Origin of the sequence: Sneathiella sp. (assembly GCF_047631475.1) — a bacterium.
GTDB lineage: Bacteria > Pseudomonadota > Alphaproteobacteria > Sneathiellales > Sneathiellaceae > Sneathiella.
In genome coordinates this window covers 83779-100816 of record NZ_JBLHZT010000003.1, presented here as the reverse complement: position 1 = coordinate 100816, position 17038 = coordinate 83779, and the positions used below count along the sequence as shown (strand labels likewise).

The following is a 17038-nucleotide window of genomic DNA, read 5'->3' as shown; positions in this document are numbered from 1 at the left end:
ATTATTCTGGCCAACGATTATGAACCCAAAACCAATGATCGGGTTTTTCAGTTATCCATTGCTCATATAATTCATTGATGGTTGTGAGCAATGCAACCACGTCTTTCTCCCGATTTCCAGACGATGGTGGGAAAATAGGTGCCGACACGGTTACCCTCTTTTTCCCGCCGTCCAGGCGTTCAGCCCGAATAGGATAAATCGGCAGGTCAAATTTACAGGCGAGTTCAGCAATAGGCGGCGCTGTCATGGCATCGCGACCAAAGAACGGAATAGGAAGCCCCGTATTCTGTTTTTGATCATTTAGCAGTGCGATGGCTTCGCCTTTTTTAATTGCTTTTAAAATCCCACGGGCGCCAGCCGTTCCCTTTGGAATAAAGCTGTAGTCGCGGCTAAACCGTTCTTGCTGAAAATACGCATCGACCAACGGATTGTTGGCCGCCCGATAAATAATACTCAACGGAACTTTGCAGTATTTGCCTGCCGCAATCGTCAATTCCCAAGGACCATAATGCCCGGTCAGAAAAAATGCGGCTTGCGGCGTTTTTATATACGCATCAAGGTAATCTCCGCCAACCAGTTCAACATCCGGATCCTGAAAATCCATATCCTTTATAAACGGCAATTCTGCGGCGTTGCGGCCCAGATTGTTCCACATCCTATCCAGAACCTCTTCCCGCTTTTCCGGCGACCAGTCTGGAAACGCTTTCGACAAATTTTTGCGCGCCGTTTTATCGGCTTTTAGATACGGCCCGATTTTTCTGGCAATCCAGCCACCAAACGAAGAAGCGCGTTTTTGTCCAAGCAGTTTGAAAAACCAAAAAAAGAATACGACTGCCAACCACTCTATGCGATAACGCAGCGAAACCCGTGAACCTGTTTTTTCAGGCATGTTCTCGGCTCCCCATAATACCTTTGAGAAGCTGCTGTAAACGGTCTGGCTGTTCAAACATTAAATCAATATCAAATACGGTTGTCATCATACGGGCTTCATCGGTCAAACGAACATAGTCTTTCCGTGTTGTCACCAGAGCTGCATTGTGTAGCGCTGCTTTTTCTACAAGTTTCATAATGTCGTCACGCTTGAACGAGTAGTGATCCGGGAATTCGAGTGCTTCAATCACTTCAGCACCAGCATCTATTAGACTATCAAAAAACTTTTGCGGTCGACCGATACCAGCAAATGCCACCACCTTTTCACCGACCAGTTCTTTTTGCAGAGCATGTGGGACGATACGAGCGGAAAAGACCGGCACAGATACTCCATCTAAAAACGAAAAGTCGGGCTTCTCGCCAACCACAATAACACCATCCGTTCGCTGCAAGGCGCTGACCACCGTTTCGCGCAAGGGTCCCGCCGGTAACAACCGACCGTTTCCGATCCCATATCCGGCATCAATAACCAAAAGTGACAGATCCTTCTTCAGCGATCGATTTTGAAAGCCATCATCCATCAGAATAATATCAGCACCGGCTTCAACTGCTTTTGTAGCCCCGGCATATCGATCGGACGCTATCCATGTTGGTGCAACAGATGCCAGAATGAGCGGCTCATCTCCAACATCTTCTGCGCGATGCACATCCAGCGAAACGCGCAAAGGGCCTTTTTCCTTTCCGCCATATCCGCGAGAAAGAAAATGAACAGACCAACCTGAATGGATTAGAAAGCGTGCGATTTCGATCGCAACCGGTGTTTTTCCGGCCCCACCAGCGACAATATTTCCAATACAAACAACGGGGACGTCAACAGATCGGGTGTTGGTCATTTTTCGATTAATGCCATCGATCAGGGCGTAAAGCATACTGAAAGGTGTCAGTACCGTTGGTAAAACCGACTGCGACCCTTTTTTCCAGTATTCTGGTGCTCTCACTTATTTGCCTCTACCAATTCCCGTTCGATAACCGACACTAGGTGGGCTAACAAAGACTCGCCCGATTTTACAACTTGATTTGCTTTACTCGCCAGCTCACCGCGAATTCGTGCTTCAGACAATAATCTATGTGTTGCATGAATAAGATCACTTCCATCCTTGACCATCACAACAGCATTACTGTTTTTCATGTCTTCTGCAATTTCTTCAAAATTGCTCATGTCCGGACCGTGCATGATAGCGCAATGCAGGCGGGCTGCCTCCAAAAGATTTTGACCGCCTTTCGGCACAAGCGATCCACCAATAAAGACCACGTCACACAGACGATAGAACAGGCCCAACTCACCGATTGTATCGGCAAGGTAGATCTCTGTATCTTCAGCAACACCCTGACCCAAAGAACGACGGGCAACATTAAATCCCGCCTCTTCCAACTTTGCCATAATCTCATCACCGCGCTCTGGATGACGGGGCACGATGATGGTCAACAAACTATTGAGCTTGCTTCGCAATTCAAGATGTGCCGCAGCGACAATGGCTTCTTCGCCTTTGTGGGTACTGGCAGCAAGCCAAACTTTCCTGTTATTAAGGGCCTCTCTTAAAATCGAAAATGGCTCTTTTACAAATGGTAAAGGAGGTGAGCAGAATTTCAGGTTCCCAAGAACTTCAACTTTTTCAGCGCCCAGATATTTCAAACGCTCTCCTGCCACTTCGGACTGAGCATGAATGTATTTGAACTTTTTAATAAGTTTCTTCGCCAGTCCACCCGTTTTTCGCCAAAGATTAAACGAAGAGGTTGTAATGCGCGCGTTCAGCATCAACATCGGGATCCGCCGCGCAGCAGTCTGGTTTATCAGATTGGGCCATATTTCGGATTCCATCCAGATCGCGATCTGAGGCTGCCAATAGTCGAGAAAACGACAAACCGCTTCCTTCGTATCAATGGGAATATATTGGTGAAAAGCCCCCGTCGGCAGACGATCTTCCATTAACCGGGCTGACGTTACCGTGCCGGTTGTCAAAAGAACCACGCGATCTGACTTCATAAGAAGCAAGGCCTGAATGAGAGGCAGCGCTGACATCGCTTCACCTACTGAGGCAGCATGGATCCAGACTACCTGACCACCAGGACGAACACGCGAGGCTTCCCCAAAACGTTCATAGAAACGATTGGCATCTTCCTTACCGTCAGCCATTCGTTTCTTGAGATGCGCCTTTACAAAGGGGGAGGTAAGCCACAACAAGCTATTATACATAAACAAATTCATTGTGGTTACATTACCTTATTCTTGTTTTCTTGAGAAGGACTGCAATCTTCTGGTTCAACCGGAACCTGTCCGCACAGAGTATCCGCTTGTTGTGTTAATTCGGTTAATTGATTTTCAATTTCTTTTTTAGCTTTGTCATAAGCGCCATTTTCATTTTTGCGCGGCACATGAATTGGATCTCCCCACAAAACAACTCCTTTGCCAAAAGGCTTTGCAACAAAAAACCGGTCCCAGCTCGACAGGCATTTTCCGCGAGTTGACGAAAAAGAAACCGGTATTACGGGCACCCCGGACATAGCCGCCATTCTGATAACGCCGTCCTGAACCCGCATGCGAGGGCCACGAGGTCCATCAGGAGTAATAACCGCAATTTCACGATCTTTCAGGACGCGGAGCATATCCTTTATCGCAGGAAGCGCCCCCTTGGAAGTTGAACCACGGATGCTTTTCTGCCCCCAATGCCCAATGGCCCGAGAAATAATTTCACCGTCCGCATGATGAGAAATCAGCACATGAACTTTGGACTTTTTCAGAACCACGGTCGGCATCATCAAAAGTCGACCATGCCAAAAGGCCAGTATAAATGGGTCTTCATTTGCCAAATATCGGTGGGCTTGCGCTGCGTTCATAACGGTCCAGCGGCTCGTTCGATAAACCACCCAGATGTAAAGCGCAGCAAGTAAGCCTGCCAGGCCTTTAATCGCATCACTTTTAAGGAACCGCCTAAACATATCGAGAGATGTGCACCCGTGAAATCAGAATCCAAACAAGCATATATCTTTTAGTAGCCGCTAACGCCAGACTCTTTGCGCGAAAATGCAACAAAACAGCTTCGATAATTTATTCTGATATTGCAGCCCTACGCCGAAGCCATTACTCTGCACTTTAAAATGACGATGCGGCGCAAACGATTTTTCTGCAAGAATGTAATGGCACCCCAATGAAAACTGCAAATTCCATAGAAGTCAGAGCCTCGGCCTGTCCCCATGATTGCCCGTCCACCTGCGCCCTTGAAATCGAACGGCTGGGTCCGCAGGAAATCGGCCGCGTCCGGGGCGCCTCTGACAACAGCTATACCGCCGGGGTCATTTGCGCGAAGGTTGCACGTTACGCAGAACGAACCCATCACCCAGATCGCATTTTACACCCTTTGAAGCGAAAGGGAGCAAAAGGATCAGGAGAGTGGGAGCAAATCAGCTGGGACGAAGCCCTGGACACCATTGTTCAGGAATTCAACAAACGCGAAGAGGCGTTCGGTTCAGAAACCATATGGCCCTACTACTATGCAGGAACGATGGGACTGGTCATGCGGGATGGTATTAATCGCCTCCGGCATGTAAAAAATTACTCAGGCCAGTTTTCAACAATCTGTGTAAACCTAGCCTTCGCTGGCTGGATGGCTGGCGCTGGCGCCTATCGGGGAGCCGATCCGACCGAAATTGCTAAGTCGGACGTCGTCGTCATCTGGGGCACCAATGCGGTGCATACACAGATCAATGTCATGACCCATGCAACCCGCGCCCGGAAGGAACGGGGCGCCAAGATCGTCGTCATTGACCCGTATCGTAACGCAACTGCGCTATCTGCGGACATGCACGTTATGGTCAAACCGGGAACAGACGGCGCTTTTGCCTGCGCGGTTATGCATGTTTTATTCAAGGAAAATCTGGCGGATCGCGCCTATCTGGAAAAATTCACGGCCAACCATGCTGAATTTGAAGCGCATTTGGAAACACGCACGCCGGAATGGGCGGAGAAAATTTCAGGCGTACCAGCCGACCAGATCCGGGAATTCGCCCGTCTTGTCGGCACGACACCAAAATCCTTTTTCCGTTTAGGCTATGGCTTTTCGCGCAGCCGAAATGGCGCAGTGAACATGCATGCGGCAAGCTGTATCCCAGCGGTTACCGGTGCCTGGCAATATGAAGGCGGCGGTGCATTGCATACCAATTCAGCTATCTACCACTGGAATAAAAAGCTGATCGAAGGATTGGATGTCGTAAATCCTAAAATCAGAATGCTCGACCAGTCCCGGATTGGGGAAGTCCTAACGGGCAATAAGCAGGATTTGGGAGACGGCCCTCCTGTGACGGCCCTGCTGATCCAAAGTACTAACCCAATGGATGTTGCCCCCGATCTTGCGAAAGTACATAAAGGCTTCGCCCGCGAAGACCTGTTCGTTGCCGTTCATGAACAATTCATGACCGAAACTGCCAAGATGGCGGATATTATCCTGCCTGCGACAACCTTCGTTGAACATGATGATATTTATCAAGGCGGTGCCCAGAACCATATTATGCTTGGCCCCAAAGTCATCGAACCTCTTGGCGAAGCCCGCTCCAACCATGATGTTATCTGCGCGCTTGCCGAACGGCTGGGCGCAAAACACCGGGGCTTTGAAATGACCCCTCTTGAAATTATCGACGAAACCCTCAAGACCTCTGGATGGCCGGATGTTGAAACTCTCCGTCAGGATAAATGGAAGAACACACAGCCCTCATTTGAGCAGTCTCACTATCTGAAAGGCTTTGGTCACAAAGACAAAAAATTTCATTTCGCCGCAGATTGGTCACGCATTGGAACCGATTTTTCCGGAATGCCGTCCTTTCCAGATCACTGGGACGTTATTGAAAAAGCAACGGACGAGACACCGTTCCGACTTGTCACAGCGCCCTCTCGTAATTTCCTCAATACGTCCTTTACGGCAACCCCCTCTTCCTTGAAGAAAGAGAAGAAGCCGACCGTAATGATCCATCCCAAGGATGCGGCTCGATTGAAGGTGTCAAAAGAGGATATCGTGCGGATTGGAAACAAGCGTGGCTCAGTGCTTATCCACGCCGAAATTTTTGATGGCATGCAGCCTGGAACGGTAATTGTTGAAGGAATTTGGCCTGGGAAATTCTTCATTGAAAAAGTTGGAATTAATATATTAATCGGGTCGGATGCCGCCAAACCGAACGGCGGGGCAGCCTTTCACGATACCGCCGTTTGGATAAAACCCAATTAGCCTTTGTAAAATAGCTACTTAACAGACCAGAACAGAAGACAAAAACTTCTGCATATTCTCCTTTGTTCTTGCGCAGTATCCGCTACAATATTGGCCATAAAAAAATTCGAGGAAACCTGATGAATAACAAACGCAAGTTTTTAAAATCAATTGCACTAGGTGCGCTGATTGCAACGTCCTTTACGGGCATGACTGCGGCATTCGCAGCAGATAAAACGCTGGCCGTTACAGCGATTGTTGAGCACCCAGCTCTGGACGCCGTCCACAAAGGGCTGGTCGATGAATTGGCAAAGCTGGGATACGAAAAAGGGAAAAACCTGACGGTTCAACACCAAACCGCACAAGGGGATATTCCAACCACCGTTCAGATTGCAAGTAAATTTGTCGGGGCAGAACCAGACGTTATTGTTGGGATTTCAACGCCATCTGCCCAAGCTATTGCAGCCAAAGCACCGAAAAGTCAGGCTGTTGTCTTTACCGCAGTTACTGATCCTGTCGGCGCGAAATTGGTAAGTAACCTTGAAAAACCCGGAGGAAACATCACCGGGACATCGGACATGTCACCGATCAAGAAGCATCTGGAACTGATTAAACAGATCATGCCGAACGCAAAAACTGTTGGCGTGCTTCATAATCCAGGCGAGGCCAATTCGCTGACATTGATTGAAGCATTGGAGGCAGAAGCCCCCGCGCTTGGCCTGAAAATTGTAAAAGCCGGTGCCAATAACAGTGGCGCTGTTCTTTCTTCTGCGCGCAGCCTCGTGGGCAAGGCCGATGCCATTTATGTTCCTACGGACAACACAATCGTGTCCGCTTTTGAGGCGGTTGTTAAAGTTGGTATCGATGCACAAATTCCTGTCTTTGCCGGCGATACTGCCAGTGTGAAGCGCGGCGCTGTTGCTGCTCTTGGATTTAATTATTATGATGTTGGCCGCCAAACAGGACAGCTTGTCGCCAAGATTTTTGAAGGCGCTAATCCCGGGGATCTATCCGTGGAACTCCCCACTATTCTGGAACTGTTTGTCAATCCGACGGCAGCAGAAAAAATGGGGCTAACCCTACCGGCAGACATCGTTGCGTCAGCCAAAGAAGTTGTTAAGTAACATTTACTCGTTAGGGTCATAAATTGAGCCTTATAGCTTTTCTCGGGGCGATTGAACTTGGATTTATCTATGGTTTGGTCGCCCTCGGTATTTTCATATCCTTTCGGATCCTCGATTTTCCGGATCTGACAGTCGATGGGTCATTTCCATTGGGCGCCGCCGTCTCGGCTGCATTGATTGTGGCAGGATACAATCCCTATCTTTCGACCGTGATTGCAATTGCCGCTGGTTGTCTGGCCGGTTTTGTCACGGCGTGGCTCAATGTAAAACTGAAAATTCTTCATTTGCTGGCCAGTATCCTAACAATGATCGCGCTTTATTCCATTAATCTGCGCATCATGGGTCGGCCAAACATTGCCCTTATCACCGAAGAGACAATTCTGACCCCCTTTGCAGACTTAGCAAATATGCTGGGTATCAGCAGTTACATGCTCATGCCCATTGTTTTTCTTGTTATTGCAGCGTTGATCAAGTTTTCACTTGATTGGTTTTTGGGATCAGAAATTGGTCTTGCCATGCGGGCCACTGGCGCCAATGCAAAAATGGCCCGTGCGAACGGTATTTTTGACGGCAAAATGATCTTGCTTGGCATGGCTATGGCCAACGGCCTCGTTGCTTTTGCCGGGGCAGTTTTTGCGCAAAGTCAGGGTTCCGCCGATGTAACAATGGGTGTAGGTGTGATTGTCATTGGTCTGGCGTCCGTCATTGGCGGGGAGGCTTTGCTTACCCCCAAAGGAATTACACGCGCGACTCTGGCCTGCATATTGGGGTCAATCACTTATTGGCTTGCCGTCAGTCTGGCTTTAAACGCCGATTTCATTGGACTGGAAGCTCAGGACCTTAAACTTGTTACGGCGTTGCTAGTGGCATGTGCCCTTGTCCTGCCAGGCAGCCGCTTTGGCCGCTTGTTTCGTAAAGGAGCGGCCAAATGATCCGCTGTGAAAATCTTCACATCACGTTCAACAAAGGAACTGTGATGGAAACACGTGCCCTGTCTGGACTGGATCTGTCCGTCCCAAGGGGTCAGTTTGTTTGTGTTATTGGATCAAACGGATCCGGAAAATCAACGCTTCAAAATGCAATCGCTGGTGAATTGAACGTGGATACAGGCAAAATAACCGTGGACGATACGGATATTACCAATTGGCCTGCCCCAAAACGCACAGGACTGGTTGCTCGTGTCTTTCAGGATCCACTGGCGGGATCCTGCGAAAACCTGACTATCGAAGAAAATATGTCCCTCGCCTATTCCAGAGGACGAAGCCGAGGGATCGGACGCGCATTGTCACGCGCCATGCGGGACGAGTTCAGAACCAAGCTGGAGCGCCTGGGGCTGGGGCTTGAAAACCGCTTGGGGGATTTGATTGGCTTACTATCAGGTGGCCAAAGACAGGCAGTTAGCCTGCTTATGGCGTCTTTGCAACCTTCCAGCGTCCTGATGCTGGATGAGCATACGGCGGCGCTCGATCCCCGCATAGCGGCATTTGTAATGGATCTTACCCGGGACATCGTGCGGGAAAACAACCTGACAACCATAATGGTGACCCACTCCATGCGGCAGGCACTGGATTATGGTGACAGAACCGTCATGCTTCACAAGGGACGTGTTGTTCTGGACGTCTCTGGAACTCAGCGCGATGGTTTGGATGTGACGGATCTGATCAAAATGTTTGAAAAAACCCACGGTGAAGAATTATCTGACGACAGTCTGCTCCTCAGCTGACGCGCGGTCGGTATAGGCTACCGGAGTTAGAGTAACCCCAGTTCTCTGAGTTCGGCAGCCATTTCCGGGGATAACTCCCCTTCACTGTCTTCATCTTCGTTTGCTTCTTCAACCAGATCTCGCAAATCTTTGGGGGCATCTTCATCTTCCAGATAACGCCATCCCTGATGAGGGCCCCGCTTGACCAACTCTGTCTCGACAAGTTCTGGGTCCAGAATTAGTCCGCATTTTTCCCCTTCGTGGTCAATCAGGCGCTGTAATTCAGTAATTTTCTGACGAACAGCAATATTGCCTTTTATGATCCAGTAAAGAGACCCCCCATCGAGAAGTTCAGCCTCTCTCTGCGGTCGTTGCTTTGTCGCATGACACAGTGGCCCTGCAATCAAACGTCTTTCCTGAGTGGAGCGCAGCTGATCAATCGAGCTAACCCCAACGCATACTTTAATTAAATGTACAGTCATCTTTATTAAATAACGCGGATTGCCGGTTCTGCCTAGTCCAGTTTGTTTTTTAACGCTTTTGCGACCCTGGAAACAGGAGGCCGACCAAGGAAATCAGAAATAAACCAGGCGGTTTTTACAAGCTTGTTCAGATCAATCCCGCTCTCTATTCCCATACCATCCAACATATATACAATGTCTTCAGTGGCTACATTGCCTGTTGCCCCGGGCGCATAAGGACATCCACCCAAACCAGCGACGGAACTGTCCAGCCGGGTGATCCCCACTTCAAGGGCGGCATGCAGGTTGGCGAGTGCCTGACCATAAGTATCATGGAAATGAACGCCGATTACTTCAAGTGGAATGACATTGGCGACCGCGTCCAGAACGAGTTTGGTTCGAATAGGCGTTCCAACACCAATGGTATCGGCGATCGACACTTCATAGGCCCCCATATCAAACAGCTTTTTGGAAACGTCAGCGACCATTGCAGGTGTAATTTCCTCGCCAAAGGGACTGCCAAAAGCACAAGAGACACTTGCCCGTACAGGTAACCCGTCTTTTTTGGCGGCCTCCACAACTGGCTTAAACCGTTCAAGGCTTTCATCAATCGAGCAATTGATATTCTTCTGACTGAAGATTTCAGAAGCTCCACTGAAGATTTCAATTTCATCCGCTTTCGACGAAATAGCCCCTTCATACCCTTTCATGTTAGGCGTCAGCACCGAAAAGATGACGTCATCATATCGCGTAACCTTCGCCATGACATCGGCTGTATCGGCCATTTGCGGCACCCATTTTGGCGATACAAAACTACCCGTTTCGATTGCCTTCACCCCGGCATCAACAAGGCGTTCAATCAGCTCTATTTTAATTTCGGTCGGAATGACTTCTTTTTCATTTTGAAGGCCGTCACGCGCACCGACTTCAAACAATCTGACAGAAGCTGGATATGACATCTTAGACGTCCTCACTTTCAAGGCGGATCAGAACAATCCCTTCTTCGACCTGATCGCCTATTTCAAAAAAGACGTCACTTACGATACCGTCTACGGCCGCTGTCAGACTATGTTCCATCTTCATTGCTTCCATAACAATCAAGCTGTCACCTTTTGATACAGTATCTCCAGCCGCAACAGAGACCTGAATAATTTTACCTGGCATAGGGGACAGGATTGCGCCAGCACCAGCCTCTTCACCATCTCCGGAATGATCTGTGATAATTCGGTTCACTTCCACCTGTTTGCCATCGGTGATGACAATCATCCGAGTATTGTCAACAACAACGGTTGCGCTGACGATATGCCCATCAATCGAGGCACGCAGACTTCCGTCCTCTTCTATCGTCCCCGAAAGGTGGAATTCTTCGCCTGCAACCTTCATCTGAAAGCCGTTTCCGGCATCCAATACGGTCACATGGATATCGCCCTCATCCCCCTCAAAAGTGTAATCCACATGGGCTGCATCGTTCATCCGCCAGGCCGTGATATCATTCCAGGGTGAATAAGGATCCGTACTCTGTGATTTTTTTGATTGATTGGCCTGTCTTGCGTCCAGAAGCAGTTGCAGGGTCGCCAACGCTATGTGGCGGGAACTGGCTGATGTCCTTTTAGGAACCAGGTCATCGCGAAACCGTTCAATAAAGCCAGTATCCAGATCTGCATCTGCAAATGCCGGGTGCGACGCCGTGTTTTTTAAAAATTCCAGATTGGTCGCAAGGCCCGCCACTTCGTAATTTGAAAGCGCCGCCTGTAATTTTCGCAGGGCGACAGCTCTGTTTTCTCCCCAAACTATAAGCTTGGCAATCATCGGGTCATAAAAAGGAGTGACCGCATCCCCTTCGCGAACGCCCGTATCGACCCGCACACCATCGTCCAATTCCGGAGTACGAAGGCGCAGCAAAGGCCCGGTTGCCGGAAGAAAATCATTGTCAGGATCTTCTGCATACAGGCGGGCTTCAAAGGCATGGCCGGAAATGGATAACGCGTCCTGAGAACACGGTAAGGCCTCTCCAAACGCCACTTGTAACTGCCAGCTCACCAGATCCTGACCCGTGATCATCTCGGTCACCGGATGCTCAACCTGCAGTCGGGTATTCATTTCCATGAAATAAAAACCATCGTCTTTCAGGCCATCGGATACATCTGCAATAAACTCGACCGTACCAGCTCCTTCGTAGCCGATCGCTTTGGCAGCAGCAACGGCCGCAGCCCCCATTGCATCGCGCATGCTTTGAGGCATATCCGGTGCCGGGGCTTCTTCAATTACTTTTTGGTGGCGGCGCTGCAAAGAACAATCCCGCTCAAACAAGTGAACTGCATTCCCCTGTCGGTCGGCAAAAACCTGTATTTCAATATGACGTGGTTTGGTGAGAAACTTCTCGATCAGAACCCGGTCATCGCCGAATGCATTGGCCCCTTCCCTTTTTGCTGACGCTAACGCTTCAGGAAATTCGGCCGCACTATCCACCCGGCGCATTCCTTTTCCGCCGCCGCCTGCAACCGCCTTGATCAGGACGGGATAACCGATAGCGCTGGCTTCTTTCGCCAGCATCTCTGGATCCTGCCCTTCACCATGATATCCGGGGACAACTGGTACACCGGCTTCCACCATCATGGCCTTAGCCGCATCTTTTAAGCCCATCGCCCGAATAGCCGACGCAGGTGGGCCAATGAACGCTACTTTTTCTGCAGCACATTTTTCCGCAAAGTCAGCGTTTTCAGACAGAAAGCCATAGCCAGGATGGATTGCCTGAGCACCCGTTCTTTTGGCAATCTCCAAAATTTTATCCGCTTTCAGATAACTTTCTGACACTTCCGCCGGACCTAGAAGGACAGCTTCATCTGCCATCTGAACATGGCGCGCATTCGCGTCAGCTTCTGAATAAACAGCAACCGTCCGAACACCCATTTTGCGGGCTGTATCAATAACACGGCAGGCAATTTCGCCGCGGTTCGCAATAAGAATTTTTTGAAACACCGGTAAACCTACCTTTATCAGGAATTATTCCAGGACGCTTTGCGTTTTTCCAGAAACGCGCCGATCCCCTCTTTGGCTTCATCTGTCGTCCGTCTTGAGGCAATCCGGTCCGCAGTTTCATTGATCACATCCTGATCAATTGGACGTCCCGCAACGGTATAAATCAGATCCTTTGAGTCTGCCATGGCACCGGGTGCATTCCCGCGCACCTTTTCCAAAATGCGGTCTCTGGCTTCCGCCAGAAGATGAACATCATCAACAACCTCATGCAGAAGCCCAAGCCGATACGCTTCTTCTGCGCCAAAGACTTCAGCCGTCTGAAAATACCGGCGGCTTGCGCGAATACCAATGGCCTCAACTACATATGGCGAGATCACAGCCGGAAGCAGGCCCAGCTTCACTTCAGACAAACAGAATTTGGCGGTTTTGACCCCGATCGCGATATCACAAGCAGACACCAGCCCAAGGCCTCCCCCATACGCGGCGCCCTGTACCAGTGCAATCGTTGGTTTCGGAATATCCTGAAGATTTTTGAGCATACGGCCCAGGGACAGGGCATCTTCACGATTGTCTTCTTCCGTAAAACCGGCTGCCCGCTTCATCCAGTTCAGGTCAGCACCAGCGCAATAACTTTTACCAGCGGCGGCCACAACGACAGCGCGAACCCCTTCCTGATTGCCCAGATCGTCGAACATGTCAGCAAGCCGTTCGATCAATTCTTCATCGAATGCATTGTGAACTTCAGGCCGGTTCAGCGTGACAGTAGCAATCCCGTCTGTAGAAAAATGTAATACTGCAGTTTCTTCACTCATTTTTCGTTCCTTACATTCTAAAGAGGCCAAATTTTGTTGGCTCGATTGGGGCATTTAGTGAGGCGGAAATGGCAAGTCCGAGGACGCGGCGACTATCCGCCGGATCAACGATGCCATCATCCCAGAGCCGGGCACTGGAAAAATACGGGTGCCCTTCCACATCATACTGTTCCTGAATAGGCGATTTGAAGGCAGCCTCGTCTTCTGCGCTCCAGCTTTCACCGCGCGCCTCCATACCATCCCGCTTGACTGTTGCCAGCACAGAGGCCGCCTGTTCTCCGCCCATAACAGAGATGCGGGAGTTTGGCCACATCCAAAGCATACGCGGACTATAGGCACGACCACACATACCATAATTACCGGCACCGAAAGAGCCACCGAAGATCATTGTAAATTTTGGGACCTTTGCCGTTGCAACGGCCGTTACCAACTTGGCGCCATCCTTGGCGATGCCACCGCTTTCATATTTCTGGCCAACCATAAATCCGGTAATGTTCTGCAAAAACACCAACGGAATATTGCGCTGGCAACACAGTTCAATAAAGTGTGCGCCCTTCACGGATGATTCAGAAAACAAAATCCCGTTATTTGCAACGATCCCGACGGGATAGCCATGAATATGGGCAAAGCCGGTAACCAAAGAGGTACCATACAGTTTTTTAAATTCATCAAATTCAGATCCGTCAACAAGACGGGCGATGATCTCACGCACATCAAAGGGCTGCCGGGTGTCTTTTGGAATGAGACCATAGATTTCTTTGGGATCGTAAAGCGGCTCAGTAGGCTTGCGAATATCCAGCGGCATTGGCTTAGGCCGGTTAAATGTCGCCACAATATTTCGCGCAATCTGCAAGGCATGCTGATCATTTTCGGCATAGTGATCCGTTACCCCCGATGTCCGCGAATGAACATCGGCGCCGCCCAGATCTTCTGCTGAGACCACTTCACCCGTTGCCGCCTTAACCAGCGGCGGACCCGCCAGAAAAATTGTTCCCTGATTGCGAACGATAACACTTTCATCAGACATCGCCGGAACGTAGGCACCGCCTGCGGTACAGGAACCCATGACCACCGCCACCTGTGGAATGCCCTGAGCGGACATGTTTGCCTGATTGAAGAAAATACGGCCGAAATGCTCTCTATCCGGAAAAACATCCTGCTGGTTCGGAAGGTTTGCTCCTCCTGAATCGACCAGATATACGCACGGCAGGTTATTTTGCTGGGCCACTTCCTGCGCGCGAAGATGCTTCTTCACCGTCATCGGATAGTAGGTTCCACCTTTCACCGTCGCGTCATTACAGACAACAACGCATTCTCTGCCTGAAATCCGACCGATGCCTGTAATCAAACCAGCTGAATTAATATCGCCCCCATACATGTCGTATGCGGCGAGCTGGCTGAACTCAAGGAAGGGCGATCCCGGATCCAGAAGCTGTCGTACCCGTTCACGAGGCAAAAGCTTGCCACGGGACAAATGTTTGTCGCGGGCACGATCACCGCCGCCAAGCTTGGCTGCTGCCACTTTTTCGCGAAGATCATCGACAAGCATTTGCATATGCTCGGCATTTTCTTTGAATTCTTCACTTCTCGTATTGAGATTACTTTTTAAAACAGGCATTTACGCGAAATCCCCTTTTGCAAAAATGGATTTGAACACAGGTTTCTGAGACGCTGCGACGATGATTTTCTTGGAGATATTCGGGCTATGTGCTACCCGTAATCCCCTAACATAAAAAGAAAAAAGGAGCCTAAAATGGCTTTTAAAGCATTTGACCTTACCGGTAAGGTCGCTCTTATCACAGGCGGAAATGGCGGCATTGGTTTGGGAATGGGTAAAGCCATTGCCGAAGCCGGCGGTGATGTTTGTATCTGGGGCACAAACGAAACCAAAAACGCTGCCGCCGTCGAAGAACTGAAAGCGTTTGGGACGCGCGTCAGCTCTTTGTCCTGCAATGTTGCCGACCAGAAAGAAGTTCAGGATTGCTTTGCGGAAACCCTTTCCCAATATGGTCGCGTTGATGGTTGTTTCGCCAATGCTGGTGTTACTTCTGGCAAACGGTCGTTTCTTGAAATCGACGACGCCGATTGGCAACGGGTGATCGGTGTCAATCTGGACGGCGCTTTTTACACATTGCAAGAAGCGACGAAACATATGGTCGAGCGCGCTGAAAACGGAGATCCGGGCGGCCGTCTGGTTGGAACCGCCAGCCTCGCGGCTATTTCCGGTGCTGCCAGGAACGAGCACTATGCCGCGACAAAAGGCGGTTTGATTTCGATGCTTCGTGCCATGTCGGTTGAATTTGCCGGTAAAGGTATTACCGCCAACGCCATTTTGCCTGGCTGGATTGAAACGGCCATGACGGAACCTGCGTTTAACTGGAACAAGTTCTCGGACAACGTCAAACCGCGTATTCCAGCAAAGCGTTGGGGAAACCCCGAAGACTTTGGTGGCATCGCTGTTTACATCATGTCTGATGCGAGTTCCTATCATACAGGTGATACTTTCCTTATTGATGGTGGCTATTTCTTATTCTAGACACCGCAGATTTCCGGCCCTTTAATGGGCCGGAGATTATTCCTCTCAAGCGGCTTTAAACGCCAGATACTGATCGATATGTGGAATGCGGTCAGCCCCCCAAAAAACCTGTTCGCCATATTTGAACCACGGCATACCAAAAGCACCACAATCGATCGCGGCCTGTGTGGAGGCAATCATCGCCGCCTTAGCATCCGCATCTGTCAAGGCTTCGGCAATTTCGCTAAGATCTACCTTTAGCTCTTTTGCCAGATCTTCAAGATGTTCAGGCTCCGTGATTTCTTCACTCTTGGCCCAGAATTTATCAAAGATGCCCTGGGCAAATGCTTTTCCCAAATCTTTGTCCTGCGCCGACAACCGATAAAATGCTAACCGAGCGAGTTTCGCATCAACCGGAAAAACCGCAGGCTTTGACATTTCCAGCCCTGCCATTTTCGCAAACCGCGCGGAATCCTGCATCAGATACTGAGCCTTTTGGGAAACAGCCCCCGGACCGACATTTGTCGCACCAATAGATTTCCAAACATGACCAAGTGATACAGGCCGCCAAATGACTTCCTTGCCGTGTTTCTTTCCGACCTCTTCAATCTGTTTCGCCGCGATATACGCGTATGGTGAGACATATTCAAAGAAAAATTCTATCACGTCACTCATTGTCGCTCTCTCCCCTCTATGTTTCTGCGGATTTGTTACCACCCGCCTGTTTCAAGCCATTCATCAACCTGAACGACACGATCCGCGCCCCAGAACGGTTCCCCATCAACTATGAAAAATGGTGCCCCGAAAACCTTTTTTTCTTCGATGATTTCGTTCACCGATATTTTAAATTCATCTTTCAGTGTGGCAGACTGCATGGACAATTCAAGCGCTTCTACATCGATGCCGCACTCACGGGCGAGATCAAGAACAACGGCCGTATCAGAAATATCCATACCTTGAACGAAATACGCCTGAAAAACCGCTTTCCCAAATGTTTTAGCCAGGAGTGGATCTAATTTGTTCAAGTAAAAAAAGGCTCGCGAGGCCGCAATTGTGTTTTTTGGAAAATCATTGGGCATGGAAAAAGGAATGTTGTATTTGCGCGCCGTCCTTGCAAAATCCATTCGCGAATATTCCCCTTTTCGGGGATAAAATGTCAGCGGTGCCGTCTTCTCGTTCTTAAAGGCTATTCCCAACATGAAAGCATGCCAGTTCACCGTCCTCGCATGCTTGGCGGCAACGTCCTCAATCATATGGCTTCCCAGATAGGCATAAGGCGAGGAAAAATCGAAATAGAAGTCAATTGGTGCAAACATGTTCAAT

At 49.6% G+C, this 17038-nt stretch carries 16 protein-coding genes; 5 read left to right on the top strand and 11 right to left on the bottom strand.

All coding sequences use genetic code 11. The annotated features are described in order from the left end of the window. Nucleotide 1 precedes the first annotated feature (1 nt). From ACJAYR_RS02095 to ACJAYR_RS02080, 4 genes are read right to left on the bottom strand one after another with little or no spacing between them, the layout of a single operon-like run. A complete protein-coding gene (locus ACJAYR_RS02095; RefSeq protein ID WP_415235064.1) occupies nucleotides 2-889 on the bottom strand; it encodes a lysophospholipid acyltransferase family protein in 888 nt (295 codons plus the stop codon). After that, nucleotides 882-1868 carry a tetraacyldisaccharide 4'-kinase gene (gene lpxK, locus ACJAYR_RS02090; RefSeq protein ID WP_415235063.1) on the bottom strand — a complete coding sequence of 329 codons (987 nt, stop codon included), beginning with the start codon at nucleotides 1866-1868 and terminating at the stop codon, nucleotides 882-884. Before lpxK ends, ACJAYR_RS02095 begins: the two co-directional genes overlap by 8 nt. Beyond that, nucleotides 1865-3124 carry a 3-deoxy-D-manno-octulosonic acid transferase gene (locus tag ACJAYR_RS02085; protein WP_415235062.1) on the bottom strand — a complete coding sequence of 420 codons (1260 nt, stop codon included), beginning with the start codon at nucleotides 3122-3124 and terminating at the stop codon, nucleotides 1865-1867. Before ACJAYR_RS02085 ends, lpxK begins: the two co-directional genes overlap by 4 nt. 17 nt (nucleotides 3125-3141) lie before the next feature. After that, nucleotides 3142-3867: a lysophospholipid acyltransferase family protein gene (locus ACJAYR_RS02080; protein ID WP_415235061.1), complete on the bottom strand. Its 726-nt coding sequence runs from the start codon at nucleotides 3865-3867 to the stop codon at nucleotides 3142-3144. A gap of 209 nt (nucleotides 3868-4076) precedes the next feature. Between ACJAYR_RS02080 and ACJAYR_RS02075 the strand changes: the two genes are divergently transcribed. The 4 genes from ACJAYR_RS02075 (at nucleotide 4077) to ACJAYR_RS02060 (ending at nucleotide 8969) form a co-directional block, all read left to right on the top strand. Beyond that, nucleotides 4077-6143: a molybdopterin-containing oxidoreductase family protein gene (locus ACJAYR_RS02075; protein ID WP_415235060.1), complete on the top strand. Its 2067-nt coding sequence runs from the start codon at nucleotides 4077-4079 to the stop codon at nucleotides 6141-6143. Between the two features lie 119 nt (nucleotides 6144-6262). Beyond that, complete coding sequence (locus tag ACJAYR_RS02070; protein WP_415235059.1) at nucleotides 6263-7246, top strand: ABC transporter substrate-binding protein; 984 nt, start codon at nucleotides 6263-6265, stop codon at nucleotides 7244-7246. A 23-nt stretch (nucleotides 7247-7269) separates the two neighbouring features. Next, nucleotides 7270-8178: an ABC transporter permease gene (locus ACJAYR_RS02065; RefSeq protein ID WP_415235058.1), complete on the top strand. Its 909-nt coding sequence runs from the start codon at nucleotides 7270-7272 to the stop codon at nucleotides 8176-8178. After that, complete coding sequence (locus ACJAYR_RS02060) at nucleotides 8175-8969, top strand: ABC transporter ATP-binding protein (protein ID WP_415235057.1); 795 nt, start codon at nucleotides 8175-8177, stop codon at nucleotides 8967-8969. The genes ACJAYR_RS02065 and ACJAYR_RS02060 overlap by 4 nt, the downstream gene beginning before the upstream one ends. A gap of 26 nt (nucleotides 8970-8995) precedes the next feature. Here ACJAYR_RS02060 and ACJAYR_RS02055 read toward each other — a convergent pair whose 3' ends face one another. From ACJAYR_RS02055 to ACJAYR_RS02035, 5 genes are read right to left on the bottom strand one after another with little or no spacing between them, the layout of a single operon-like run. Then, nucleotides 8996-9430, bottom strand: a complete 435-nt coding sequence (locus ACJAYR_RS02055; protein WP_169544769.1) for a DUF1489 family protein — start codon at nucleotides 9428-9430, stop codon at nucleotides 8996-8998. Nucleotides 9431-9462: 32 nt separating this feature from the next. Next, nucleotides 9463-10368 (bottom strand): hydroxymethylglutaryl-CoA lyase, encoded by a 906-nt coding sequence (locus ACJAYR_RS02050; protein WP_415235056.1) that lies wholly within the window; start codon nucleotides 10366-10368, stop codon nucleotides 9463-9465. Nucleotide 10369: 1 nt separating this feature from the next. Then, a complete protein-coding gene (locus ACJAYR_RS02045; RefSeq protein ID WP_415235055.1) occupies nucleotides 10370-12388 on the bottom strand; it encodes an acetyl-CoA carboxylase biotin carboxylase subunit in 2019 nt (672 codons plus the stop codon). 17 nt (nucleotides 12389-12405) lie between these two features. Next, nucleotides 12406-13200, bottom strand: a complete 795-nt coding sequence (locus ACJAYR_RS02040; protein WP_415235054.1) for an enoyl-CoA hydratase-related protein — start codon at nucleotides 13198-13200, stop codon at nucleotides 12406-12408. 10 nt (nucleotides 13201-13210) lie between these two features. Continuing rightward, nucleotides 13211-14818: a carboxyl transferase domain-containing protein gene (locus tag ACJAYR_RS02035; RefSeq protein WP_415235053.1), complete on the bottom strand. Its 1608-nt coding sequence runs from the start codon at nucleotides 14816-14818 to the stop codon at nucleotides 13211-13213. Between the two features lie 135 nt (nucleotides 14819-14953). Here ACJAYR_RS02035 and ACJAYR_RS02030 point away from each other — a divergent pair, with 135 nt between their 5' ends. Next, nucleotides 14954-15736 (top strand): SDR family NAD(P)-dependent oxidoreductase, encoded by a 783-nt coding sequence (locus ACJAYR_RS02030; protein ID WP_169544764.1) that lies wholly within the window; start codon nucleotides 14954-14956, stop codon nucleotides 15734-15736. 45 nt (nucleotides 15737-15781) lie between these two features. Here ACJAYR_RS02030 and ACJAYR_RS02025 read toward each other — a convergent pair whose 3' ends face one another. Beyond that, entirely contained in the window at nucleotides 15782-16390 is a 609-nt protein-coding gene (locus tag ACJAYR_RS02025; RefSeq protein WP_415235052.1) for a 2-hydroxychromene-2-carboxylate isomerase, read from the bottom strand. 35 nt (nucleotides 16391-16425) lie between these two features. Further along, on the bottom strand, nucleotides 16426-17031 hold the full coding sequence (locus tag ACJAYR_RS02020; RefSeq protein ID WP_415235051.1) for a 2-hydroxychromene-2-carboxylate isomerase: 606 nt from the start codon (nucleotides 17029-17031) through the stop codon (nucleotides 16426-16428). Between the last annotated feature and the right edge of the window lie 7 nt (nucleotides 17032-17038).